The following is a 23,576-nucleotide window of genomic DNA, read 5'->3' on the forward strand; positions in this document are numbered from 1 at the left end:
ATGGAAAAATTATTAGAAATGCAAGGAATCAACAAAAGTTTTTCAGGAGTAGAAGTACTTCGAAATATTGATTTTTTCCTGGAAACGGGAGAGGTTAGAGCATTGCTTGGGGCAAACGGAGCGGGAAAATCTACTTTGATGAAAATTCTCTGTGGTGTGTATACCAAAACATCTGGAAAGATTATCATGGAGGGAAAAGAGGTTCAGATTGATCGCCCACAGGATGGGAAGAACCTGGGAATTGGTATTGTCCATCAAGAATTAAGTATTATTCCAACACTAAGTGTGATTGAAAATTTTTTTCTGGGAAGAGAGATAAAAAAAGGACAATTATTAGACCAGAAAAGAATGCGGAAGATCTTTTTTGAAAGCTGTGAGGAGTTTGGATTTTCCATTGAGCCGGATATTAAGGCGGGGAGTCTTTCTGTAGCCAAGCAGCAGATGGTTGAGATAATGAAAATCCTAAGTCAGGATGCAAGAATCATTATTATGGATGAGCCAACAACTTCTTTGACGAGGGACGAAAAAAAGAATCTCTTTAACATTATTATTGACTTAAAGAAAAAGGGAAAAACAATTGTGTATATTTCCCACATACTAGAAGAGGTATTTCAATTAAGTGATTATGCAACCATCATGCGTAATGGAGAGATTGTTGGTACTTATAAAACAGAATCTCTGAATGTGGCATCGATTAGTGAGCATATGTCTGGAGCAAAGTATGTTGGAAAACAAAGGACTCATTCCTATAAGCAAGATGATAAAACGGCAATTATGAAAGTGGAAAGTTTAAAAAGAAATGGAATCGTGAACAATGTTTCTTTTGAAGTGCTGCCTGGAGAGGTGGTTGGTTTTGCAGGGCTGGTTGGAGCAGGACGAACGGAAATCGTAAAGGCAATCTATGGCGGAGACCGAAAGGATGCAGGCAAAATCTTTGTAAAGGGAAGAGAAGTAAAGATTCGTTCCCCGAAGGATGCTATTGCAAATGGAATTGGACTCATTCCGGAAGACCGAAAGGGAGAAGGACTAATTCTGAAGCAGGAAATATATAAAAATGCTGCTTTGGTACAGTTGAAGAGATTTCGAAAGTTCAAGTTATTGAATGAGAAAAATGAAAAAGTATATGCACAGGAGTCAGTTGAAAATCTTTCAATCAAGGTAAATAGTGTAAAAGATGCAGTTGTGAAATTAAGTGGTGGAAACCAACAGAAGGTGGTCATTGCAAAGTGGCTCAGTCAAAACTTTGATGTACTTATTTTTGATGAACCAACAAAAGGGATTGATATTGGGGCAAAAGAAGATATTTTTCGTGTCATTGAAGAGATGGCAAAGGAAGGAAAAGGTATCATCTTTATCTCATCGGATCTTGATGAGGTAATACGGGTGTCGGATCGGATTTGTGTCATTCGAGATGGAAAAATAATTAAGGAAATGGAAAACGACAATGTTGAGCAAAAGGATATTATGAATGCTATTTTGGCGTATACGGATCAGGAGGAGAAGAATTAATGAGGTTGAAAAAGATAAATTTAAGAGATTATGGAGTAATTATAGGTTTTGTGGTATTATGCGTTGCCATTAGCATAGCCTCTCCAACGTTTCTAACCAGTAGAAACATACTGAATCTTCTTCGTCAATCAGCAGTTGTGGGGATTTTATCAGCAGGGATGACATTGGTTATTATATCGGGGAATTTTGATATTTCAGTAGGCTATATTTGTGGGTGTGCAGGTGCAATTATGGCTAAGCTTATGTCAATCGGAGTACCGATACCAGCGGCAATACTTGCAGCGCTTTTAGCAGGGGCTGTAATTGGAGTATGCAGTGGCGTGGCAGTTGCGAAGTTTGGAATTCCATCAATGATTGCGACTTTGGCAACAGGACAGATTATTAATGGTGTTTTGCTATTGGTAACAGGGGGATATCCAATTTCCGTCAGCAATAGGGTGCTTGACTTTGTTGGAAAAGAGAGCGTTCTTGGAATTCCGGTTCCAATCTATCTCTTTTTAATCTCGATTATTCTTGTGAATTTTATTTTAAAAAAGCTCGTAACGGGGCGGCATATTTATTCCGTTGGTGGCAATGATGAGGCCAGTCGATTAAGTGGTGTAAGTGTAAATAAGATTAAGATTATTGTCTTTGTTATAAGCTCTATGCTGGCAGCATTTTCAGGTGTGGTTTTAACAGCCAGAGTTGGAACTGCTACGGCAACAGCTGGAGTTGGGTATGAGTTAGACGCTATTGCAGCGGTGGTGATAGGAGGAACAAATGTAGCAGGTGGAGAAGGAAATGCATGGAAGACAATAGTCGGGGTATTGTTTATGAGTGTAATTGCCAATAGCTTTAATCTGCTGGAAGTACATGTTTATTTCCAATTTATTTTCAAGGGTCTAATCATTTTGTTTGCAGTAGGGTTTGATAGTTACAACAGAATTAAAAGAGGTAAAAACTAATTGGAGGAAAAAAGTATGAAAAAGATGAAACAAGTAGTAGTATTATTAGTGGTATTTGCAATGCTATTGGTTAGCATTACAGCGTGTGGCAAAAAGGAAGAATCAAAGGATTCATCCGAGAAAAAAGATGCAGAGTATAATATTGCAGTATTAATCCCCGGATCAGTAGCATATTTTACTGCAACAAGAGCAGGAGCAGATAAGGCGGCTGAAGAGCTGGGTGTAAAGCTTAGTTACTCTGATGCCAACTGGGACGCGGCAAAGCAGCTCTCTCAGATTGAAGATGCTATTTCTAAAAATGTAGATATGATTGCCGTATGTGCAGCGGATGCAGAAGGCATTTTGCCGGGAATCCAGGCAGCAAATGATGCAGAAATCCCGATTTTAACATTTACAAATGCAGTTGGATCTGATGAATCAGGAACCGTTGATGGTGTGGTATCTTATGTTGGACAAAGTGAAACTGAAACGGGTATGCTTTGTGCGGAGATTGCAAAAGAGCTGCTTCCAGATGGCGGGAATGTCGTTTGTATCGAAGGAAAGCCAGGTACTTATCCTCAGATTTACAGAAGCAAGGGCTTTGAAGAAGGAATTGAAGGCAGCAATCTTAAGGTTGTTTACAATCAAACAGCAAACTGGGATAAGGAAGAAGCAATGTCTATCACAGAAGATTTGATTCAAAAAGGAACGGATATTGATCTCTTCTTCTGTCAGGATGATGGCATGGCAACAGGAGTTGGCCAGGTTTTAGAAGAAGCAGGGGTTCGTGATAAAATCAAGGTAATTGGACTGGGAGGTTCTATCCAGGGGCTTCAGGCATTAAAAGACGGCTATATGGATGCAAATACGTATATGTCAGCGGAAGAAGAAGGACATACGGCTATTGAAACCTGTGTTCGATATTTAAAGGGAGAAGATGTTGAAAAATTAACACTTTTAAAGCAGGTTGAAGTGAATCAAGAAAATGTAGATGACTTTAAAGGCGAATGGTAAGTTGGTGACGGGAATATGAAATGTTATGTAGCCATAGATATTGGTGGTACAAAAATCAAATATTGCCGGGTGAATGAAGCAGGAGAAACCAGTGAGGTTTCTTCTGCGGATACTCCCCATGATGTTACAGGGGGGCAGGTGATTTCCTTTTTGCAAAGCATTGTTGAAAAGGTGTGGATTGAAGGTGTGGAAGGGATTGGGATTTCTACACTGGGGATTGTGGATGAAGAAGGGCGAGTGATTGGTGCCTGTGATAATTTTCCTGAATTACAAAACTTAAATATTAAGAAAGCATTGGAAGACTTATTCCAAAAGCCTGTTTATGTAATGAATGATGTGAATGCGGCGGCTCTTGGAGAAGCATACTTTGGTGCGGGAAAGCAATTAGACACATTCTATTGTCTGACCTTAGGCACAGGTATTGGTGGTGCTTTAGTTTTAAATAAGAAGGTCTATTTAGGTGCCAATGGTATGGCAGGAGAGGCTGGTTACTTATGGAATCATGAAAATGAACGTTATGAAGAGAAGGCTTCAGTAAAAGCTTTTTTAGAACAAATTGATGAACAGGACAAAGGGGATTTAGGGCTTCATGTATTTGATAGTCTCATAAAAGGGGAAGAACGATACAAGACACTTTTTCAGGAGTGGATTGAGAAGGTGTCGGAAGGGATTAAGGATATTATCTATATCATAGATCCCGGAGTCATTATTATAGGTGGTGGGATATCGGAAAGAGGCCGATTTCTAACGGATGCGGTACAAGAGTCTTTGGAGAGACAGATAATGCCGGATTTTAAGGGGAAAACAAAAATAATTCCTGCCAAGCATTATAATATGGCAAATCTTCTTGGGGCGATATCTCCATTTGTATAGCTTCAAAATAAAAGAATTAAAATAGCACTTTACCCAAACTATGCAATGCGTAGGCAGTGGGTGAAGTGCTATTTATTATACTTTATTTACAGTAAAGCGGCAGCTTCTGCATCTGCAATAATTGTCACATCAGGATGCAGTTGCAAAATAGAAGCAGGTACTTCCGGCGTGATGGGTCCATTTACTACTTGAGCCAAAATAGAAGCTTTGGCACTTCCGCTTACTAAAACTAAGATTTTTTTTGCAGATAAGATTCCCCTGTAGCCCATTGTATAAGCTTGTCTGGGTACTTCGTCAGAAGAATTAAAATAACGTGTATTTGCATCAATCGTACTTTGAGTAAGCTCAACACAATGAGTATTCTTTTCGAAAACAGTGTTTGGTTCATTGAATCCAATGTGTCCATTGTGCCCCAAGCCAAGTAACTGTAAATCGATTCCACCAACACCATCGATGATTGCTTCGTAATCAGTGCATGCCTTCTCGCTATCAGGCTCAAGACCATCAGGGAGATAAGTGTTTTCTTTGACAATATCCACGTGGTCAAATAAATTTGTGTTCATAAAATAGCGATAGCTTTGTGGGTGAGTACCATCAAGACCCTTGTATTCGTCCAGATTAACGGAGGTAATATCTTTAAAGCTAATGCTTCCGTCCTGGTAAGCTTTAATCAATCGTTGGTAAGTTCCAACAGGACTTCCTCCTGTGGCCAACCCCAATACACAATTCGGTTTCATGATGATTTGAGCGGCTATAAATTGTGCTCCTTTTTTACTGAGTTCTTCATAATCTGTAACTTTCTTGATTACCAATATAACATACCTTCCCTTTCCTTCTTTTTCATAGAGTTATTATACCATAGAAAGCCTGTAAAGTCTCTCTTTTTAGATGGTTGAAGATGAAGAATTAGTGTGTTATTATTAGTAAATCGAGAGAGAAGAGGAGCGGGAAAAATGCAGAAAGTAACCTTTCAAAAATGGCAGGTAAAAAAACTGGTAACCTGGTTTGTTTTAATACTAATTATCGGGGGGAGCTACCTGTGCTATTCAACCTGGCAGTTATATAATGATAAGGCTATGGAGAATACATATTGGAACAATGAATTAACAGATACGCCAGAAGAACAGGAACGTATTGAAAAGCTATCTGAAAATGCAACGAAAGTTAAAGTGGGAACATATGTAGAAAGCCTAAAAGAAATCAACATGAAAAGCAGCTATTTTAGGATTGTAGGTAAAGTATGGTTTAGTTGGGAAGGAGATCCCGACCTGGATATGGTTAATAACTTTCATGTTTATAATGGAACCATGAATTCTAAAGTAGTGGAGAAAGATATTACAGAAGGAAATATGCACTATCAGTTATGCAAAATTGATGTCAGTGTCTTTAAGAATTTTTGGACAAAGCGATTCCCTTTGGAATCACATCAACTAAGATTTTATATTGAGCCAAGCCAAGTTATTGATTATGTGGTGTTTGTGGAGGATGAAGGACATTCTACCGTAAATCCTTCTTTTAGTATTGCAGGATATAATCTGATTCGTTACGATCATGGAGTGCATACAAATGAATACAATACAACCTATGGAGAACCGGGAGTGGAAAAGGGAGCTATTACCTCAGAGTTTCTAACTCAAATTGAGCTGAACAGAGACAGTTTGGGGACATACACAAAATGCTTCATTGCCCTTTTTGGAACGGCCCTTTGGGTTTTTATTACTATGTTTTTGTGTACCTATCATCGGGTGGATCCCCTTAGTATGATACCAGCAGCGCTTTTTGGTGCAGTATCCAACATTATGGTGGGAGCGAATCTCCTGCCGGATGCATTGGAGATAGGACTTTTGGAGTACGTGAATGTATGGGGAATTTTGACCATATTAGGAGGTGCTTTAGTTGTCATCAATATAAACCGCATACGAACAAGATACAATGATAACAAATTCGCAGCATTGTTTGGGAGAATTATCACCTTTGAGTTGGTGTTTATTGTCCTTTTAGGACATGTTCTTATGCCAATGGCTGCCTATATGTGGCAGTAAAAAAGAAGGGAGATTATGAAAAATGAAAGAATACAAGTCAAATATCTTAACGGTTATTTGGGATGTTAAAAGTATCCTCTTGCTGGTGCTGTTAAGCTTGATTGATGTTGCAATGGTTTACTTTCTTGATAACCTTTCAGGGTTTCCGCTCTTTTTTGATTACTTTGGAGCGATGGCAGGAGCATGTATAGGAGGACCTATTTTAGGAGTACTTATTGCACTTTTAAGCACGATTATCCGTATAATATTTGGAATTAATGAAGTTAATATTATATTTGTATTGGAAGCAATTGCATTAGCGGTCTTTGTAGGTGTTTATGTAAGACTGGGATTTTTTTACAAAAAGAGAGGTGTGATTATCGGAGCAGTTTTATGTGCTCTCATGGAAGCGTTTTTCATCACAGCAATGCATTTAGCGCTTTACGGTGCACAGCCACAGAATTATTCCCTCTATAAAAGTCTCTTTTTCATGATGAGACGAATCGGAATGTTAACACCCTTCGCAAGCTTGGTAGGTTTTTTTGTTACGAATGTATTGGACAAAGGAATTATTCTTTTCATCATATATTTTCTAATTACAAAAATGCCAGATTCGATTGCGAAATTTTTCGAGATTTCAAAAGATTTTCCTCAGGCAGTTGTGGTAAATAACCAGGGAGAAGAGGATTTCCTGGCTGAAAGTGAAAAGCTAAAGGCAAAGGCGCAGGAAAAGATTGATAAACGAAGGGAAAAAGAGGAATCATGAGAAAAAAGCTATATTCGCTAGTTGAAAAAGCAGAAAAAAACAATTCGATTAGTTTCTTTTATGATTGGCTGATTATGGGAGCGTCGATACTCAGTATTCTTCCTATGATGTTTCGGGATGTCCCTCAAGAGGTGACGGAGTGGATTGAGACACCGACGGTCTACCTTTTGTTTTTCGACTATATGCTGCGTTGGTTTACCCATGATTACAGACGAAAGAGCACGAGTAAGTGGTCTTTTGTTTTGTATCCATTTACACCTCTTGCAATTATGGATTTAATGGGAATATTACCTTCTCTGGGGCTTCTTCATGGAAGCTTTAAAGCATTTCGCTTATTTAGACTGGGTAAACTAATTCGTTATTCAAAGAGCTGTCAAAGAATTGGAAATGTTTTCAAAAATCAAAAGAAAACCTTATTATCTGTTTTAAGTATTGCAATTGCATATATTTTCATCTCGGCTCTTATTATGTTTGTGTCGGAACCACCGGAGAATTTTCCCAACTTCTTTGATGCCCTTTACTGGGCTACAACGGCATTGACAACAGTAGGATATGGAGATATCTATCCAAGCACTCAGCTGGGTAAGGTGATTAGTATGATTTCCTCTATCTTTGGTGTGGCGGTCATTGCAATGCCGGCAGGTATTGTGACAGCTGGATTTTTGGAGGAGCTTAATAAAGATTTTCATGAAGGGGAAGAAAAACATGACGAAGAATCCTAAAACAAAACGATATGCTCTCATCATGGGAATCGGGATTATTATGAATTTGGGTTTTTATGCTTTGGCACATTTTTTCCATTTACCTATGTGGCTGGATTCAATTGGAACAGCCTATGCGGCTGTTGCGTTAGAGCCAGTAGCCGGTCTTCTCATTGCCTTTGTAACGAACTTTATTCAATCGGCATTTATTTACGGAACCAGTTCGATTGTCTACTATTTTGTAGGTGCGTTAGCAGCCCTGTGCTTTGGTCTTCAATCGAAGAAGCTGGGAAGGGCAATGGTGTCCTATTTTTTTCTTGCTACCTTATTGGCGGGTTTATTAACCGTATGGAGAACGAAGGGAATTCCGGATAGTGCATGGGAACGCTATTTTTATGACTTGGCGGTGGGAAGAGGCTTCCATCCTTATGTGGCATGTTTTTTTGGAACGGGAGTGCTAAAGTTTGGAGATACCATTGTAATGGGAGTTTTGGTTCCGATTTTTGCGGGTTTATCGAAAAGGGGTAAGTTGACTCTTTCGGAATAATCAAGTATCATAAAAAAAGAATTTTAATATATTGGAGGACGTTATGAGTAAACTTACAATTCCCGAAAATTATACATCGGCTTTAGATTTATACGAAACACAAGTCGCAATTGGAAAATTACGAACGATTTTTGAAGAGAAGCTGGCAACAGCAATCAGCTTAAAAAGAGTTTCAGCACCTCTCTTTGTCAATCCTTCTACCGGATTAAATGATGATTTGAATGGTGTTGAGAGACCAGTCTCATTTGAGCTGAAGGAAACCGGAGAGACTGCTCAGGTGGTACATTCCTTGGCGAAATGGAAGAGAATGGCATTAAAAGAGTATGACTTCTATGATGGAAATGGACTTTATACCGACATGAATGCGATACGAAGAGATGAAGAACTCTCGAATATCCATTCTGTATACGTGGATCAATGGGACTGGGAAAAAGTAATCACCAAAGAAGACCGAAATATGGATTTCCTTAAGGATACAGCGAATCGAATCGTAGGAGCTATTTATGATACAGCAGACGAAATTTGCCGTATATATCCTGCTCTTACCAATGATTTGACCCGGGAGGTTAAATTCCTTACAACCCAGGAATTGGAAGATATGTATCCAGATAATTCACCAAAGGAAAGAGAAGATCTTATTACGAAAAAGTATAAGACGGTATTTTTAATGCAGATAGGTGATAAGCTTGCTTCAGGGGAAAAACATGATGGAAGAGCACCAGACTATGATGATTGGTCATTAAACGGAGACATACTATTTTGGAATGATTTATTAGGGAGAGCTTTTGAAGTATCCTCCATGGGAATCCGTGTAGATGAAAAGGCATTGGATGAACAGCTGACAAAGGCAGGCTGTGATAATCGAAGAGAATTAACCTTCCATAAGATGCTTTTGAATGGGGAACTTCCATTAACGATTGGTGGAGGAATTGGTCAGTCCAGAGTATGCATGCTAATCTTAAAGAAGGCGCACATTGGAGAGGTGCAGACTTCTCTTTGGGATAAAGAAACAAAAGAAAAGTGTAAGGAAGCAGGAATCCGCTTACTTTAAATAGAAAATTTTATTTACAAAAGAGACCCACCATTAGCTATAGCGGGTCTCTTGTAAATAGAATTTTTTTTGTGGCTGCGACTGGTAATCCGTAATTCCCTTCCCGGTATTCGGGTGGGAACGAGAGTAAACAGAGTCTAAGCAAAACAAACAGACCAGAATGAGAGCGATCGAAATCAGAACTTTTCTTGGCAGCTTACTAATCAAGTTATCAATAATCGGTGCGGCAATATAAATAATAGCATAGCAGCCTAGCCCAAATACCAATAATCCTTCCAGGCAGACACGGCCGTTAAGGTTTAGCAAATACCCGGAATAATCCCACCATTTCATATGATGAACTCTTTCCAAAAAGTAGGAGGTACTGTACTCAATGATTCCACAGAGAGCAGTGGCAAGGAAAAAGGTTAAAATATGCCGGTTTCGGAAAGGCTTTAGCAAAAACAATACAAGAACGGTACCAGAGCCGTAAATGGGAAGCCAAGGTCCGAACATGGTTCCGCGGTTAACAAAGGTACCATCCTGAAGGAGATGGAGGCTTACCTCCCAGCACCAGCCAACCATGGAAAAAATGAAAAAGATTAGAATCAAATGCAAGAGAGTATAGTTGCGATTAAAGTCAATCTCCAGCCATTTTCTTGCAGGTGCAGAGGGGATTTCAAACCCATCCGCTGGATAAGTATCATCTTGAGCGATAGGGATATCCAAATAAACATCTTTCAAAAGATATGAAAATGCGCCATTGTTATCGATATAATTTCTCCGAAGCGCCATATAGACTTCACTTTCTGTAGCCAGACGATAAGGATTTAGATAAAAGATTCCTAAAAGACCAAAGGTCAGTACATTCAGTATATTCCACCCCAGAAAAGAAAACTGGAGAATAAAAAGTTTCCATTTGTATCCCTTCATCATTTGACGGGATATTTTAATTGCGGTCTTTCCGTTGATATCAGGATTCTCTGCAAGGATAAAAGGAACCATATAGTAGGAGTAGAATTTAATAACGCCCCCAATTACGGTGAACATCCAAAGCATAAGGTAAACTGTATGGCGAAGCATGGAAAGTCCAACCTTTATCACTCTTTTTACGTGATACATAAGAAAGACACGTTCTGTGTTTGTATCATGGTATCGTCTGCTTTCTAAGGCGAATCTTCTTCCCCCTACGGATAAGACTTGTCCCACAAAAAGAAACCACATCAGCTGTAAAAGAGTAGAGATTAATATGACAATACCTTCTCCAATACGGGAGCTAAACACCATATGGTTGACTGTGTTAAGTACGCCTGTTGTCAGATTTCCGGTGGCTGATACACCGTTGAAGAACTGTGCAAGAACCCCTCGTGTAGGGTGATAACTTGCAAATTTTTTCACGGTATCATCCTTGGTCTTTTCCAATGTGCCGACGCCCTCCGCAAAATCAGCTATAACTCCAGAAGAGTTATTTAAGGGAAGACGGTTGATTTCGTCCTCAGCATCTGTGGTGGTAGTTACAGTATCGGTTAAGGAATAGTAAGTTCCAACAAATTCTCCGGAAATAAATAGAAGAATTAAACAGATAACTACGTAACGGCGATAATTTTTTTTGAAGCTGATTTTTCCCTGAGATTTTAAATTTTTTCGATTCCAATTCATAGTATTTCCCCTTGTTTTTCCCTTTTTGATAACTAAAAAAACTATAGCATTGAACAATTTTTCTGTCAAATTATACTTGCATCTCAAAAAAACATGTGATAAGATAGGCTAAATTTATTCCAAAGGCAATGAAAGAGACTCTGTTTTTGAAACTTGACAGGAATGAGGAGGCCACCGACTGAGAGCACCTCTTGAGGGAAAAAGACAAAAGGGAACACTCTGGAGCCGATTATCTGAAAGTGAAGTAGGGTAATACGTATAATACGCGTTAAGTATTCTTAAAGTGGAACCTTTGGTTCAACGCGGGTGGTACCGCGGGTTATTAAAATAATCCGTCCCGGGACTGTTGCAATTAGCAGCAGCCCCGGGATTTTTTCGTTTTGCGAAAGAATCCCGGGAGAAAAAACTCTAGTGACAAATTAAGGAGGTACTACAATGGAAACAAAAAGCATTATGCAGCTGCAAAAGAAAGAAGGACTAGGTGAGTCTGTAAAGGTGAAAGGTGCCATACACAATATTCGTGATATGGGAAATATCATCTTTCTCCTCATTCGCACCAGAGATGGAATCATACAGTGTGTCTATGAGGGAAAGGATACGGATGCATTAGAGGTTCAGAAAAGACGGGCAGAGGATTGTGTATGTGTTGGAGGAATACTGACAGAGAACGAGAAGGCACCAGGAGGTGTAGAGATTCGTCTGGATTATCTGGAGGTTTTAAGTACAACAAAAGCAGAGATGCTGCCACTCCCTGTATCAAAGTGGAAGCTAGACACCTCATTGGAAGCGAAGCTGAACTATCGTTCTATTTCCTTGCGGAACATAAAGGAACGGGCAAAGTTTCGGATTCAAGAAGGTTTGGTTCGTGCTTTTAGGGAATATTTATATCGGGAAGGTTTTACAGAAATTCACACACCGAAGATTGCAGGAAAGGGAGCAGAGGGTGGAGCTAACATGTTTAAGCTGGATTACTTTCATAAGAGTGCAGTTCTTTCTCAAAGCCCTCAGTTTTATAAGCAAATGATGGTGGGTGTTTTCGACCGTGTATTCGAGACGGCACCAGCATTTCGTGCAGAAAAGCACAGTACAAAAAGACATTTGAATGAATACATTAGTATGGATCTTGAGATGGGATACATTGATGGGTTTGAAGATATTATGAAAACAGAAGCAGGATATCTGGAATATGCTGTGGAGCTGCTTGAAAAGGAATACAAAAAAGAGTTGGAAATCTTAAAGGTAAGACTGCCAAAAGTAAAAGACATTCCAGTAGTACGTTTTCAGGAAATTAAAGAGGAAGTTTCCAAAGCTTATGGAACGACGATTAAAAATCCCAATGATTTAGAGCCGGAGGAGGAACTTTTGATCGGGAAATATGCAAAGGAGAAATGGGATGCAGATTTTGTCTTTGTTACACATTATCCCACAAAGAAAAGACCATTTTATGCTATGGAAGATCCTCAAAACCCAAACTATACTTTGAGCTTTGATCTTTTATTTAAAGGATTAGAAATTACAACAGGGGGACAAAGAATCCATAATTATGATACACTAATAGAAAAGATAAAAAAACGAGGAATGGAAAAGGAAGGAATGGAAGCATACCTGGATACTTTTTATTATGGTATGCCCCCTCACGGTGGCCTTGGAATCGGACTGGAGAGATTGACGATGAGGCTCTTAGACGAAGAAAATGTAAGGGAGACAACACTCTTTCCAAGAGATATTAAGCGCCTCGAACCTTAGGAGAAGAATATGAATAAGAATGAGTGTACCCTTTGTGGTGGAAAAGTAGGAAGAGACGGAAAATGTGTAGAATGTGGATTTACAAACCGAGAGAATTCAAAGGCAGTACAGCAGCCAGTGCGACAACCAGTACAGCAGCCAGTACGACAACCAGTACAGCAACGGATGCAGCAGCCTGCCCAACCGTACCAATATTCTCAATCAACAAATAGAAAACCAGCAAAGAAGAAAAATTATTTCAGAGGATTTATTGCGATTGTTGCGATTATCGTGAGTATATCCAAGTTCATTCCAGGAATTATAAGAAATTACCAAGATAAAAAATTTGAGAAGGTGTATGAATCTATTAACGACTCTACTTATGAGGAGTATGATCCATATATGAATCGTCAGGATATCCCTGTTGGTGATGGTAAAGAGGTAGAATATGAATTGGCTCCCGGAATGTACACAGTTGGAGTCCATTTGGAAGAAGGACAGTATCGAGTGGATGAGCTGCCGGAGGGTGGAAGTATCAGCGTAACCGATCGGGAAAATGGCATATTTCTGTACGAGAGCACCTATACGGAGACCACCATACGGGATGATATCCGGTTGTTTAAGGGGGCGAAATTGGAAATTTACGGAAAAGAGCCGATTACATTTAAATCAGATGATGTGAAAGAGGATGGAATTCACGGAATAGAGAACCCTTTAACAGAAGAAGTGCTTTTGACAGTCACAGAGGATGGAGTGACCGCTGGAAAAGACTTTGAACCAGGAGTCTATGACATTGTTATGGAAGGGGAAGGAAGAGACGGAGTATTTGGTATTTATTCATCCGAGGGTATGGAAGCTGAATCTTTGATCCAGTCCTTTTATTTTTACGAGTTGGAGAATGGAGAAAAGGATCGGTTTAATAATTATATCTTTCCGGAAGGGTACACAATTGTAACAGATGAAGGCCGAGAAACCCAAGTAAGACTTGTTCCCAGTAAAGTGATTCAATCCACAGACTATGGAGCAGATGCGAAAGGATATTAAAGATGACAGAAAAGATAACCGATGAAACAATGGACTATGTAAGTATACTTGCAAAACTTTCTCTTTCTGAAGAAGAAAGAGAAGAAGCAAAAAAAGATATGGAGAAAATGCTGAATTATATAGATGTTTTGCAAGAGTTGGATACAGAAGGGATTGAGCCTTCTGCCCATGTCTTTCCTATTTACAATGTAATGAGAGAAGATGAATCTTTTGAAAAAGATACCTCAGAGCTTTTGAAAAATGCACCAAAAGAAAAAGATGGCTGCATTGTAGTTCCAAAAACAATCGGAACGGAGGCGTAGACAATGGAAATTATTAAGTTATCAGCACTGGAAATAGGAGAAAAGATTCAAAAACGAGAAGTCTCTGTTCCGGAGGTGGTAAAAGCCTTTTACCATCAAATTGAACAGAAGGAAAAAGATATAAATGCTTTTATTACGTTGGATGAAGAACAGGCAATGAAAAGAGCAGCACAAGTGCAGGAAGGTATTGAAAAAGGGATATATACCCATCCGCTGGCAGGAGTACCGGCGGGAATAAAGGACAATATTTGCACAAAAGAATTTAAGACGACCTGTGGATCAAAAATGCTGGAAAATTTTACCCCCTTTTATGAGGCAAATGTAATAGAGAGTCTCAAGAGTATAGGAGCCGTTCTGATTGGAAAGACAAATATGGATGAGTTCGCTATGGGCAGTACAACAGAGACCTCATACTTTGGTGTGACGAAAAATCCACACAATACAGACCATGTGCCAGGAGGATCCTCTGGAGGTTCTTGTGCAGCAGTGGCAGCAAAAGAGTGTGCCTATTCCTTAGGGAGTGATACGGGTGGCTCCATTCGTCAACCCAGTTCATTTTGCGGAGTGGTAGGAATGAAGCCGACCTATGGAACAGTTTCCAGATATGGTCTGGTTGCTTATGGCTCTTCATTGGATCAGATTGGGCCTATTGGAACAAATGTGTCTGATGTAGCAGCAATTTTAGAGGTGATTGCCTCTTATGATAAGAAAGACTCCACTTCAATTCAAAGAAAAGATTACCAATTTATGAAGGCCCTACATGAGGATGTAAAAGGAATGAGAATAGGAATCCCGAAAGGTTATGTGGGGGATGGATTAGATGATGAAGTAAAAGAAGCTCTTTACAATATGGCAAAAACCTATGAAAAGGCGGGAGCAAAGGTAGAGGAATTTGATTTGGATTTAGTAAAATATGCGATTCCTACTTATTATACGGTTGCTTCAGCAGAAGCAAGTTCAAATCTGGCAAGATTTGATGGGGTGAAATATGGATACCGCACTGAAAAATCCAGTGGATTAGAAGGGATGTATAACCACACGAGAACAGAAGGGTTTGGGCAAGAGGTGAAGCGCAGAATCATGTTAGGATCATACGTCTTAAGCTCCGGTTATTATGAAGCCTATTATTTGAAAGCATTAAAAGCAAAGGCTTTGATAAAAAAATCTTTTGATGAGGCTTTTTCAACATATGATATTATATTGGCTCCGGCAGCACCAACAACTGCCCCGGCAATTGGAGAAAGCCTAAAAGATCCGTTGAAAATGTATCTTGGTGATATCTACACAATTTCTGCGAATCTGGCAGGACTCCCTGGAATATCAATGCCGGTTGGAAGGGACACCAAAGGACTGCCAATTGGAATTCAGTTGATTGGAAACTGTTTCGAAGAGTCAAAATTAATTCAAGCAGCATATACTTATGAAAGCCTTACAGGAGGTGGAAAATAGATGAGGGATCAGTTTGAAACCGTAATCGGTCTTGAGGTACATGTAGAACTTGCAACAAGCTCAAAAATATTTTGTTCCTGCTCCACGAAGTTTGGACAAAAGGTGAATACACAAGTGTGTCCGGTGTGTATGGGTATGCCGGGAGCACTACCGGTCTTAAATAAAAAAGTAGTGGACTACGCCATGGCAATTGGACTTGCAACGAATTGTGAAATTACAAAAAACAGCCGCTTCGACCGAAAAAATTATTTTTACCCGGATAATCCTCAAAATTATCAGATATCACAACTCTATTTTCCAATTGCCAGAAATGGATATATTGAAATTGAATTGGAAGATCAAAAGAAAAGAATTGGAATTCATGAAATGCATATGGAAGAGGATGCGGGAAAGTTGATCCATGATGAGTGGGAGGACGCCTCTTTAGTGGACTACAATAGAAGCGGTGTTCCTTTGGTGGAAATTGTATCAGAACCAGATCTTTCTTCTCCGGAAGAGGTGGTTGCATATCTGGAAACACTGCGAAGAACCATACAATATTTGGGAGCCTCGGATTGTAAACTCCAGGAAGGGTCTATGCGTGTAGATGTAAACCTTTCCGTTAAGAAGCTCGGCAGTAAAGAACTGGGGACCAGGACAGAGATGAAGAATTTGAACTCTTTTAAGGCAATTAAAAGAGCAATTATAGAAGAACGTAACCGGCAGATTGAAGTTTTAGAAGATGGAAAACAAGTTGTGCAAGAGACACGGCGTTGGGATGATAACAAGGAAACATCCTATGCAATGCGTTCCAAGGAGGAAGCGCAAGACTATCGCTATTTTCCAGATCCGGATTTAGTACCACTGTTGATTTCAGATGAGTGGATTGATCAAATACAAAAAAGTCAGCCGGAGCTAAGGGGAGATAAGAAAAAGCGTTATATAGAGGAATATAAATTGCCGGAATATGATGCAGATATTCTGACCCAAAGCAAAAAAATGGCAGATATTTTTGAAGAGACACTTCAGTGGTGCAGGCAGCCGAAAAAGGTATCCAACTGGTTGATGGTTGAGACATTTCGTTTGTTAAAGGAAAACAATATGGAGCCAGAGGATATCCGCTTCTCACCGGAAAATCTTGGAAAGCTTATAAATCTTACCTTAGATGGGGGAATTAACAATACAGTTGCAAAAGAAGTATTTGAAGAAGTTTTTTATAAGAACATTGATCCGGAAGCGTATGTGCAGGAAAATGGATTAAAAGCCATTGATGATACGGAAGCCTTAAAAGAAGTGATACAAAAAATCCTTCAGGACAATCCAAAGTCGGTGGAGGATTTTAAAGGCGGAAAAGAAAAAGCATTTGGCTTTTTAGTAGGTCAAACAATGAAAGTGATGAAAGGCAAGGCAAATCCAACACTGGTCAATCAAATCTTAAGAGAAATATTATAATTTTTGTGTTATTATATTTAAGACAAATAGATGATTATCAGGAGAATGCAGATGAGTGAATTTGTGAAATTATCAGAGGTTAGGAAGATATATAAGGTTGGTGAGGTTGAAATACCAGCAGCAGACGGCATTGATTTTGAGATTAAAAAGGGAGAGTTTGCGGTCGTGGTAGGTGCCAGTGGTGCAGGAAAAACCACAGTATTAAATATACTTGGTGGTATGGATACGGCAACAAGTGGACAGGTTATGGTCGATGGCAATGATGTGGCAAAGTATACCCAGCATCAGCTAACGACCTATCGGAGAGATGATATTGGATTTGTGTTTCAATTCTATAACCTGATTCCAAACCTTACTGCCTTGGAAAATGTGGAGCTTGCTCTTCAAATATCGAAAAATCCTAAAAGTGCTGAAGAGACGCTCATTCAAGTTGGACTGGAGCAGAGGATGGGAAATTTCCCGGCTCAGCTATCCGGTGGAGAGCAGCAAAGAGTATCGATTGCCCGGGCTTTGGCAAAAAATCCGAAGCTTTTATTATGTGATGAACCAACGGGGGCACTGGATTACCAGACTGGTAAAGCAATATTGAAGCTATTACAGGATACTTGCCGGGAACAAGGGATGACCGTTGTATTAATTACACACAATTCAGCAATTGCGCCTATGGCAGATCGAATTATAAAGATAAAAAATGGAAAGGTATCTTCTACAATTTTAAATGACACTCCAACACCTGTTGAAGAAATTGAATGGTAGGTGAGTCATATGAAAACAAAAGCAAGTAGAAAAAACTTTTTTATGGCAATAAAGAAAAGCCCGGGTAGATTTTTATCTATCCTTTTTATCGTGGCTTTAGGAACCTCCTTCTTCTCAGGTGTGCGTGCCAGTGAACCGGATATGCGTGTCACAGCAGATACGTATTATGATCGAAGCGATTTAGGGGATATTAAGGCCTATAGTACATATGGGGTTACAGAAGATGAAGTAAAGAAATTTAGTGAAATTGAAGGGATAAAAGAGGCCGAGGGCCGTTATGCCATGGATTTTCTATCCTCAAAAGGTGATAAGCAGTATGTTCTCCATATCTTTTCTTTGCTTCCAACGATGAATCAGATTGAAGTCAAGGAGGGAAAGCTTCCTCAAAAGGAGGGAGAATGTCTTGTTGACAGCAGTATGAATTACAAAATTGGAGATAAGATACACTTAAGTTTAGAAGGAAAAGAAAAAGTCTTGGATTCTTTAAAAACAGATGAGCTTACTGTGGTAGGAGTAGGAGATTCTCCAGAGTATATTTCCTTTAACCGAGGGAATACTACGATCGGAACAGGTGTCATACAAGGTTTTTGTGTGGTTGCCCAAGAGACCTTCGATATGGAGGCTTTTACAGAGGTTTATCTGCAAGTTGAAGGTGCTAAGGATGAAATGGCATACACAGATGCTTATGATGATTTGATTGATGACAAAATTGATTCTCTGGAAAAAGATACAAAGGAATTTGGGAAAGAGCGCTATCAAGAGATTCAGGATGAAGCAATTAAGACACTTGAAAAGGAAGAAAAGAAGGCAAATAAGGAGATTGCAAAAGCGAGAACGGAGCTTGAGGATGGAGCAAAGGCTCTGGCAGATGGGAAAAAGGAAATCGAAGATGGTGAAGCCGCATTAAACGCTGCAAAAGCTGAATTGGCAGCGAAAGAAGCAGAATTAAATGACGGAATCAATCAGTATAATGACGGACGAAATGCTCTTAATGAAGGAATAGCAGAGTACGAAAGAGGACGGGAAGAGTATGAAGCCACTAGACAGGCATCCGAACCATTACTCGCTCAAGGAGAAGTAGAGCTTCGTGCAGCGCGGGATGAGCTGGATCGTCTGTGGAATACTTATCAACAGTTAGTGGATGCCGGACAAACCCAGGAAGCAGAAGTACTAAAAGGTGAAGCCGAAAAGGGAGAGGAATCCTATCAAATTGAGGCAGAGAAAATCAATCAAGGAAGAAAGCAGCTTGAGGATGCCAATCTCGCCTTAGAGGCGGCAGCAGCTGAGATACAGGACAATGCTGCGATGCTGAATGAGACAAGCCTTATTTTAGAGGATGGAAAGGCGCAGCTGGAAGCAGGAAAGGTGGAGCTGGGAACACAGGAAAAAGTGCTGCAGGATGCCAAAGCTACTTTGGAGGAAAAGGAAAAAGAATTACTGGATGGAACGGAGAAGCTGGAGAAAGAAGAAAAAAAGGCAAAGAATGAGATTAAGAAAGCCAAAAAAGAGATTGAAGATTTAAAGGAGCCAAAGTGGTACGTTGAAGACAGAAGTGTTTTTCCAGATTATACAGGATATGGAGACAATGCAATCCGAATCGGAAAAATTGGACGGGTATTTCCAGCAATTTTCTTTTTAGTAGCAGCATTAGTAAGTTTGACAACAATGACACGATTAGTAGAGGAAGAGAGAACTCAAATCGGTACATTTAAAGCATTGGGGTACTCCAGAGGAGCAATTGCTTTTAAGTATATCGGGTATGCTCTCCTTGCAACAGTGTCTGGAAGTATATTTGGAGTTCTAATAGGAGAGAAGATATTCCCATATATTATCATTCATGCCTATAAGATGATGTACCAGACTTTACCGGATGTAATTGTACCTTACAATTTGTATTTGGGAGTCTATGCTACAGTGATTGCGGTATTTAGTACTCTTTTAGCTACAGGGTTTTCCTGCTACAAGGAGCTCAGAGAAAAGCCAGCAATTCTGATGCGTCCTCCGGCACCCAAAAAAGGAACACGTGTGTTTTTGGAAAGAGTAACGTTTATATGGAAACGATTAAATTTCACGTGGAAGTCTACAATCCGTAATCTCCTTCGCTACAAAAAGCGGTTTTTTATGACAGTTTTTGGTATTGGTGCATGTATGGCTCTTTTGATGACGGGGTTTGGACTGCGGGATTCCATATTTGATATTACAAAGATTCAATACTCCGATATACAGCTGTTTGACGGTCAAGGTATTTATAAAGATGATACGACGAAAGAAGAGAGAGATGAGCTTCATGATTTAATGAAGGAAGAAGGAAACATTAAGGAGTCAATGGATGCTTATCTTAAGAATATTGAATTGAAAAATGGAAAAGAGAAATGGGAAACCTATTTGTTTGTTCCGGAAAATCTGGAAGAAATCACCCATTATGTCCATTTTCGCAACCGTGTGACTCACAAGGAATACCAGCTAGATAAGGACACTGTGATTTTAACAGAAAAGGCAGCAAAGGAGTTGGGCGTCCAGGTAGGGGACACCGTAACTATAAAAGGTGTAGACGGCGAGCTTAAGGTGGGTAACATTGCAGAAAATTATCTGGGTCACTATATCTACTGCTCACCGACCTTGTACCAAAAGCTTTACAACGAGGAACCAACGTATAATACACTTCTCTTCACGGCAAAGACGAAGGATGTAAAGGATATTGAAAAGACAGGGCAAAGACTGTTAGAGGAGGATCCACTTTTAAGCATCCGTTATACCAAGGATATGGGAAAAGAGATGGACCATATGCTAGAATCTTTGGACTTGGTAATTGTGGTACTGATAACAGCGGCTGCACTTTTGGCCTTTGTAGTTCTTTATAACCTCAATACGATTAATATTTCGGAGAGACGAAGAGAGCTTGCAACTATTAAAGTACTTGGATTTTATGATATGGAAGTTGGCGCCTATGTTTACCGGGAGAATATTATTTTAACCATAGTTGGAATTTTGGCGGGCATAGGAATCGGTATTTTTCTCCATCAATACATTGTTCAAACGGCAGAGGTTGAATACGTAATGTTTGGCAGGAGAATGAAGGCAGCAAGTTATATCTATAGTATTTTATTTACTTTTGCATTTTCCTTTTTTGTCAATTTCGTAATGTTTTTCAAGCTTCGTAAGATTGACATGGTTGAATCACTTAAGAGTAATGAATAAATTGTTAGCACTCGATTTCAAAGAGTGCTAATTTTTTGTTGACTTTTATCTATTCCCGTATTATTATATGTTATAGCATATATAAGAGATAGGAGTGGTATTAAAAATGGGAACGAAAAAAGGTAGTCTAAAAATTAATAGCGAAAACATTTTTCCAATTATAAAAAAGTGGGTTTATTCTGATCATGATATTTTTGCCCGTGAGCTGATATCAAATGGTACAGATGCCATTACGAAATTAAAGAAATTAGATATGATGGGAGAATATTCTCTGCCAGATGATTATAAAGGGAAAATTAAAGTTGAAGTAAATACGGAAGAAAAGAAATTAACTTTTACAGATAATGGATTGGGTATGACAGCAGAAGAAGTAGAAGAGTATATTACTCAAATTGCTTTTTCAGGTGCAACACAATTCCTTGAAAAATATAAGGACAAGACAACTGAAGATGATATGATTGGTCATTTTGGATTAGGATTCTACTCTGCATTTATGGTGGCAGATGAAGTTCATATCGATAGTCTTTCCTATAAAGAGGGAGCAAAACCAGTACATTGGGTTAGTGATGGCGGTACGGAATATGAAATGGAAGAAGGAACAAAGGCTGAAATCGGGACAACGATAACTCTGTACATCAGCGACGCAAGTATTGAATTTGCAAATGAGTTCCGTATGAGAGAAGTCATTGAGAAATATTGTTCTTTTATGCCTGTTGAAATCTTTTTAAATAAAGAGAATGCAGAAGTTGAGTACGAAACAATCGACGAAGCAGACTTAAAGGATGAAGATGTGGTTGTGGAGAGAATCCATGACGAAGAGAAGGATGAAGACCAGGTTAAAATAGAGAAAAGACCGGTCTCAATCAGTGATACAACACCTCTGTGGACCAAGCATCCAAATGAGTGTAGTGATGATGATTATAAGGATTTTTATCGAAAAGTTTTTATGGATTATAAAGAGCCACTGTTTTGGATTCATTTGAACATGGATTATCCCTTCAATTTAAAGGGAATCTTGTATTTCCCAAGAATTAATACAGAGTACGAGTCTTTAGACGGTACCATAAAGCTTTATAACAATCAGGTATTTATTGCCGATAATATAAAAGAAGTAATCCCAGAGTACTTAATGGTATTAAAGGGAGTAATTGATTGCCCGGATCTTCCGTTAAATGTATCCAGAAGTGCATTGCAAAATGATGGATTTGTACAAAAGATTGCAGATTACATTTCAAAGAAGGTTGCTGATAAGCTTGCAGGAATGTGCAAAACAAAGAAGGCAGAGTATGAAGGATATTGGGATAACATTAGTCCATTTATCAAGTTTGGAAGCCTGAAAGATGAAAAGTTTGCAGATAAGATGAAAGATGCAATTCTGTATAAAAATCTTGAAGGAAAGTATCAAACTCTGACAGAGGTAGTGGAAGCAAATGGCGGTGTTATAGTAGAAGAAAAGAAAGAGACTGAAGAGACTGAAGACAGTGCAGAGGATATTAAGACCACAGTGTACTACGTAACAGACGAACAGCAGCAAGCACAGTATATCAATCTTTTCAAGAGCCAGGAAAAGGATGCTGTAGTCCTGACCCATCCAATCGATGCGTCTTTCATCACAATGGTGGAGCAAAAAAATAAGACGGTTCGTTTCCAAAGAATTGATGCCAGCATTACAGAGGATGCAAAAGAAGAAATCAAAGAGGACGAAAAAGAAGAATTTAAAAAAGTATCAGATAGCTTGATTGAAATCTTCCGTAAAGCAATTGGAAATGAGAAATTGGATATTCGTATTGAAAAAATCAAAGATGAAAATATTGCCTCTATGGTAACACTTTCAGAAGAAAATAGAAGAATGCAGGAAATGATGAAATCCTATGGAATGGATCAAATGGATATGTCTGGTCAGGAAACACTGGTACTAAATGCAAACCATCCATTAGTGAAATTTGTAGTAGAGCATAAGAGAAGCAAAAGCGTTCCTGTAATCTGTAAGCAGCTCTATGACCTTGCAATGCTTTCACATAAGCCATTAAGTGCAAGTGAGATGACAGAATTTGTCAATAGAAGTAACGAAATAATGATGTTATTAACAAAATAAATAGAAATTACAATGAGGTTGCGGCAAGTGCCACAACCTCAATTAGTATCATAGTATATCAAAGGGAATATCCAACTGATAGAAATAATCAAGAGCCCTGTGATCCCAGGCATGGTCTATGGATTTATCCAAAGAGAAGCTTTTAAGAGAAGTTCCTGTTGTACAATTAAGCTGTCCATTTTCGTAATGAAAATTAAGATATAAGCCAATAACTTCAGAAGGATCATAAGAAAGCTCATATTCAATTAAAAAGTTCGCAATTTCCTTTTTACTAAGAGTGAAGATGAAGCGAAAGTTAAGTGGAGTTTTTTTCCCTTTAATCAAGCTGAGGCAGTACCCCTTTAAAGCCTTCCATTTGGAATATTCCTCTTTGGGTAACTCATCCAGATATTCTTTTTTGAGCCTTCCATTAAATGAGAAGGTATTGAAGGTGGTCACTTCACCCTCAATTAATAAAAATAAATCGAAACTATCCTTTAGTAAAAGGTGATTCATGGTTGTTTTTGTTTGCAGCGTTAAGGTTTTCATGTCTG

General features: G+C 39.0%; 20 protein-coding genes. 17 read left to right on the forward strand and 3 right to left on the reverse strand.

The genetic code is table 11. The features are described from left to right. From NHH15_RS09815 to NHH15_RS09830, 4 genes are read left to right on the forward strand one after another with little or no spacing between them, the layout of a single operon-like run. Positions 1-1,509, forward strand: coding sequence for a sugar ABC transporter ATP-binding protein (locus NHH15_RS09815; protein WP_262066492.1), 1,509 nt, complete (start codon positions 1-3; stop codon positions 1,507-1,509). Then, positions 1,509-2,453, forward strand: coding sequence for an ABC transporter permease (locus NHH15_RS09820; protein ID WP_262066493.1), 945 nt, complete (start codon positions 1,509-1,511; stop codon positions 2,451-2,453). The genes NHH15_RS09815 and NHH15_RS09820 overlap by 1 nt, the downstream gene beginning before the upstream one ends. A gap of 15 nt (positions 2,454-2,468) precedes the next feature. Beyond that, a complete protein-coding gene (locus NHH15_RS09825; RefSeq protein WP_262066494.1) occupies positions 2,469-3,446 on the forward strand; it encodes a sugar ABC transporter substrate-binding protein in 978 nt (325 codons plus the stop codon). Between the two features lie 15 nt (positions 3,447-3,461). Further along, positions 3,462-4,319: an ROK family protein gene (locus NHH15_RS09830; protein ID WP_262066495.1), complete on the forward strand. Its 858-nt coding sequence runs from the start codon at positions 3,462-3,464 to the stop codon at positions 4,317-4,319. Positions 4,320-4,405: 86 nt separating this feature from the next. Here NHH15_RS09830 and nagB read toward each other — a convergent pair whose 3' ends face one another. Continuing rightward, positions 4,406-5,131 (reverse strand): glucosamine-6-phosphate deaminase, encoded by a 726-nt coding sequence (gene nagB, locus NHH15_RS09835; RefSeq protein WP_262066496.1) that lies wholly within the window; start codon positions 5,129-5,131, stop codon positions 4,406-4,408. 141 nt (positions 5,132-5,272) lie between these two features. Here nagB and NHH15_RS09840 point away from each other — a divergent pair, with 141 nt between their 5' ends. The 5 genes from NHH15_RS09840 to asnA are packed head-to-tail and all read left to right on the forward strand — an operon-like array spanning position 5,273 to position 9,405. Next, positions 5,273-6,361, forward strand: a complete 1,089-nt coding sequence (locus tag NHH15_RS09840; protein ID WP_262066497.1) for a hypothetical protein — start codon at positions 5,273-5,275, stop codon at positions 6,359-6,361. 22 nt (positions 6,362-6,383) lie between these two features. Beyond that, entirely contained in the window at positions 6,384-7,106 is a 723-nt protein-coding gene (locus tag NHH15_RS09845; protein WP_262066498.1) for a hypothetical protein, read from the forward strand. Next, positions 7,103-7,828, forward strand: a complete 726-nt coding sequence (locus NHH15_RS09850) for an ion transporter (protein ID WP_262066499.1) — start codon at positions 7,103-7,105, stop codon at positions 7,826-7,828. Before NHH15_RS09845 ends, NHH15_RS09850 begins: the two co-directional genes overlap by 4 nt. After that, positions 7,812-8,354 carry a hypothetical protein gene (locus NHH15_RS09855; protein ID WP_262066500.1) on the forward strand — a complete coding sequence of 181 codons (543 nt, stop codon included), beginning with the start codon at positions 7,812-7,814 and terminating at the stop codon, positions 8,352-8,354. The genes NHH15_RS09850 and NHH15_RS09855 overlap by 17 nt, the downstream gene beginning before the upstream one ends. 43 nt (positions 8,355-8,397) lie before the next feature. Further along, positions 8,398-9,405, forward strand: coding sequence for an aspartate--ammonia ligase (gene asnA / locus NHH15_RS09860; protein ID WP_262066501.1), 1,008 nt, complete (start codon positions 8,398-8,400; stop codon positions 9,403-9,405). Positions 9,406-9,438: 33 nt separating this feature from the next. On the opposite strand, the gene NHH15_RS09865 is transcribed toward asnA, so the two are convergent. Continuing rightward, positions 9,439-11,043 (reverse strand): DUF975 family protein, encoded by a 1,605-nt coding sequence (locus NHH15_RS09865; RefSeq protein ID WP_262066502.1) that lies wholly within the window; start codon positions 11,041-11,043, stop codon positions 9,439-9,441. A 435-nt stretch (positions 11,044-11,478) separates the two neighbouring features. Between NHH15_RS09865 and aspS the strand changes: the two genes are divergently transcribed. The 8 genes from aspS to htpG all read left to right on the forward strand — a co-directional run bounded on the left by aspS (position 11,479) and on the right by htpG (position 23,043). Further along, complete coding sequence (aspS, locus tag NHH15_RS09870) at positions 11,479-12,789, forward strand: aspartate--tRNA(Asn) ligase (protein WP_262066503.1); 1,311 nt, start codon at positions 11,479-11,481, stop codon at positions 12,787-12,789. A gap of 9 nt (positions 12,790-12,798) precedes the next feature. Then, positions 12,799-13,812 (forward strand): hypothetical protein, encoded by a 1,014-nt coding sequence (locus NHH15_RS09875; protein ID WP_262066504.1) that lies wholly within the window; start codon positions 12,799-12,801, stop codon positions 13,810-13,812. A 2-nt stretch (positions 13,813-13,814) separates the two neighbouring features. Then, positions 13,815-14,114: an Asp-tRNA(Asn)/Glu-tRNA(Gln) amidotransferase subunit GatC gene (gatC, locus tag NHH15_RS09880; RefSeq protein WP_262066505.1), complete on the forward strand. Its 300-nt coding sequence runs from the start codon at positions 13,815-13,817 to the stop codon at positions 14,112-14,114. A gap of 3 nt (positions 14,115-14,117) precedes the next feature. Next, positions 14,118-15,563 (forward strand): Asp-tRNA(Asn)/Glu-tRNA(Gln) amidotransferase subunit GatA, encoded by a 1,446-nt coding sequence (gene gatA / locus NHH15_RS09885; protein WP_262066506.1) that lies wholly within the window; start codon positions 14,118-14,120, stop codon positions 15,561-15,563. Next, a complete protein-coding gene (gene gatB / locus NHH15_RS09890; RefSeq protein ID WP_262066507.1) occupies positions 15,564-16,994 on the forward strand; it encodes an Asp-tRNA(Asn)/Glu-tRNA(Gln) amidotransferase subunit GatB in 1,431 nt (476 codons plus the stop codon). A 51-nt stretch (positions 16,995-17,045) separates the two neighbouring features. Beyond that, positions 17,046-17,750: an ABC transporter ATP-binding protein gene (locus NHH15_RS09895; protein ID WP_262066508.1), complete on the forward strand. Its 705-nt coding sequence runs from the start codon at positions 17,046-17,048 to the stop codon at positions 17,748-17,750. A 9-nt stretch (positions 17,751-17,759) separates the two neighbouring features. Beyond that, positions 17,760-20,948, forward strand: coding sequence for an FtsX-like permease family protein (locus tag NHH15_RS09900; RefSeq protein WP_262066509.1), 3,189 nt, complete (start codon positions 17,760-17,762; stop codon positions 20,946-20,948). Between the two features lie 106 nt (positions 20,949-21,054). Next, positions 21,055-23,043: a molecular chaperone HtpG gene (gene htpG / locus NHH15_RS09905; RefSeq protein WP_262066510.1), complete on the forward strand. Its 1,989-nt coding sequence runs from the start codon at positions 21,055-21,057 to the stop codon at positions 23,041-23,043. Positions 23,044-23,091: 48 nt separating this feature from the next. On the opposite strand, the gene NHH15_RS09910 is transcribed toward htpG, so the two are convergent. After that, positions 23,092-23,571, reverse strand: coding sequence for a DUF5721 family protein (locus tag NHH15_RS09910; protein WP_262066511.1), 480 nt, complete (start codon positions 23,569-23,571; stop codon positions 23,092-23,094). Positions 23,572-23,576 lie beyond the last annotated feature (5 nt).

The sequence above is a fragment of the Aequitasia blattaphilus genome (genome assembly GCF_024721305.1).
Classification (GTDB): Bacteria; Bacillota; Clostridia; order Lachnospirales; family Lachnospiraceae; genus Aequitasia; species Aequitasia blattaphila.

Bases quoted from the DNA above. Each gene is read 5' to 3' on its own strand.
- NHH15_RS09815 (WP_262066492.1), top strand. From the start codon at position 1: ATGGAAAAATTATTAGAAATGCAAGGAATCAACAAAAGTTTTTCAGGA.
- NHH15_RS09820 (WP_262066493.1), top strand. From the start codon at position 1,509: ATGAGGTTGAAAAAGATAAATTTAAGAGATTATGGAGTAATTATAGGT.
- NHH15_RS09825 (WP_262066494.1), top strand. From the start codon at position 2,469: ATGAAAAAGATGAAACAAGTAGTAGTATTATTAGTGGTATTTGCAATG.
- NHH15_RS09830 (WP_262066495.1), top strand. From the start codon at position 3,462: ATGAAATGTTATGTAGCCATAGATATTGGTGGTACAAAAATCAAATAT.
- NHH15_RS09840 (WP_262066497.1), top strand. From the start codon at position 5,273: ATGCAGAAAGTAACCTTTCAAAAATGGCAGGTAAAAAAACTGGTAACC.
- NHH15_RS09845 (WP_262066498.1), top strand. From the start codon at position 6,384: ATGAAAGAATACAAGTCAAATATCTTAACGGTTATTTGGGATGTTAAA.
- NHH15_RS09850 (WP_262066499.1), top strand. From the start codon at position 7,103: ATGAGAAAAAAGCTATATTCGCTAGTTGAAAAAGCAGAAAAAAACAAT.
- NHH15_RS09855 (WP_262066500.1), top strand. From the start codon at position 7,812: ATGACGAAGAATCCTAAAACAAAACGATATGCTCTCATCATGGGAATC.
- asnA (WP_262066501.1), top strand. From the start codon at position 8,398: ATGAGTAAACTTACAATTCCCGAAAATTATACATCGGCTTTAGATTTA.
- NHH15_RS09865 (WP_262066502.1), bottom strand. From the start codon at position 11,043: ATGAATTGGAATCGAAAAAATTTAAAATCTCAGGGAAAAATCAGCTTC.
- aspS (WP_262066503.1), top strand. From the start codon at position 11,479: ATGGAAACAAAAAGCATTATGCAGCTGCAAAAGAAAGAAGGACTAGGT.
- NHH15_RS09875 (WP_262066504.1), top strand. From the start codon at position 12,799: ATGAATAAGAATGAGTGTACCCTTTGTGGTGGAAAAGTAGGAAGAGAC.
- gatC (WP_262066505.1), top strand. From the start codon at position 13,815: ATGACAGAAAAGATAACCGATGAAACAATGGACTATGTAAGTATACTT.
- gatA (WP_262066506.1), top strand. From the start codon at position 14,118: ATGGAAATTATTAAGTTATCAGCACTGGAAATAGGAGAAAAGATTCAA.
- gatB (WP_262066507.1), top strand. From the start codon at position 15,564: ATGAGGGATCAGTTTGAAACCGTAATCGGTCTTGAGGTACATGTAGAA.
- NHH15_RS09895 (WP_262066508.1), top strand. From the start codon at position 17,046: ATGAGTGAATTTGTGAAATTATCAGAGGTTAGGAAGATATATAAGGTT.
- NHH15_RS09900 (WP_262066509.1), top strand. From the start codon at position 17,760: ATGAAAACAAAAGCAAGTAGAAAAAACTTTTTTATGGCAATAAAGAAA.
- htpG (WP_262066510.1), top strand. From the start codon at position 21,055: ATGGGAACGAAAAAAGGTAGTCTAAAAATTAATAGCGAAAACATTTTT.
- NHH15_RS09910 (WP_262066511.1), bottom strand. From the start codon at position 23,571: ATGAAAACCTTAACGCTGCAAACAAAAACAACCATGAATCACCTTTTA.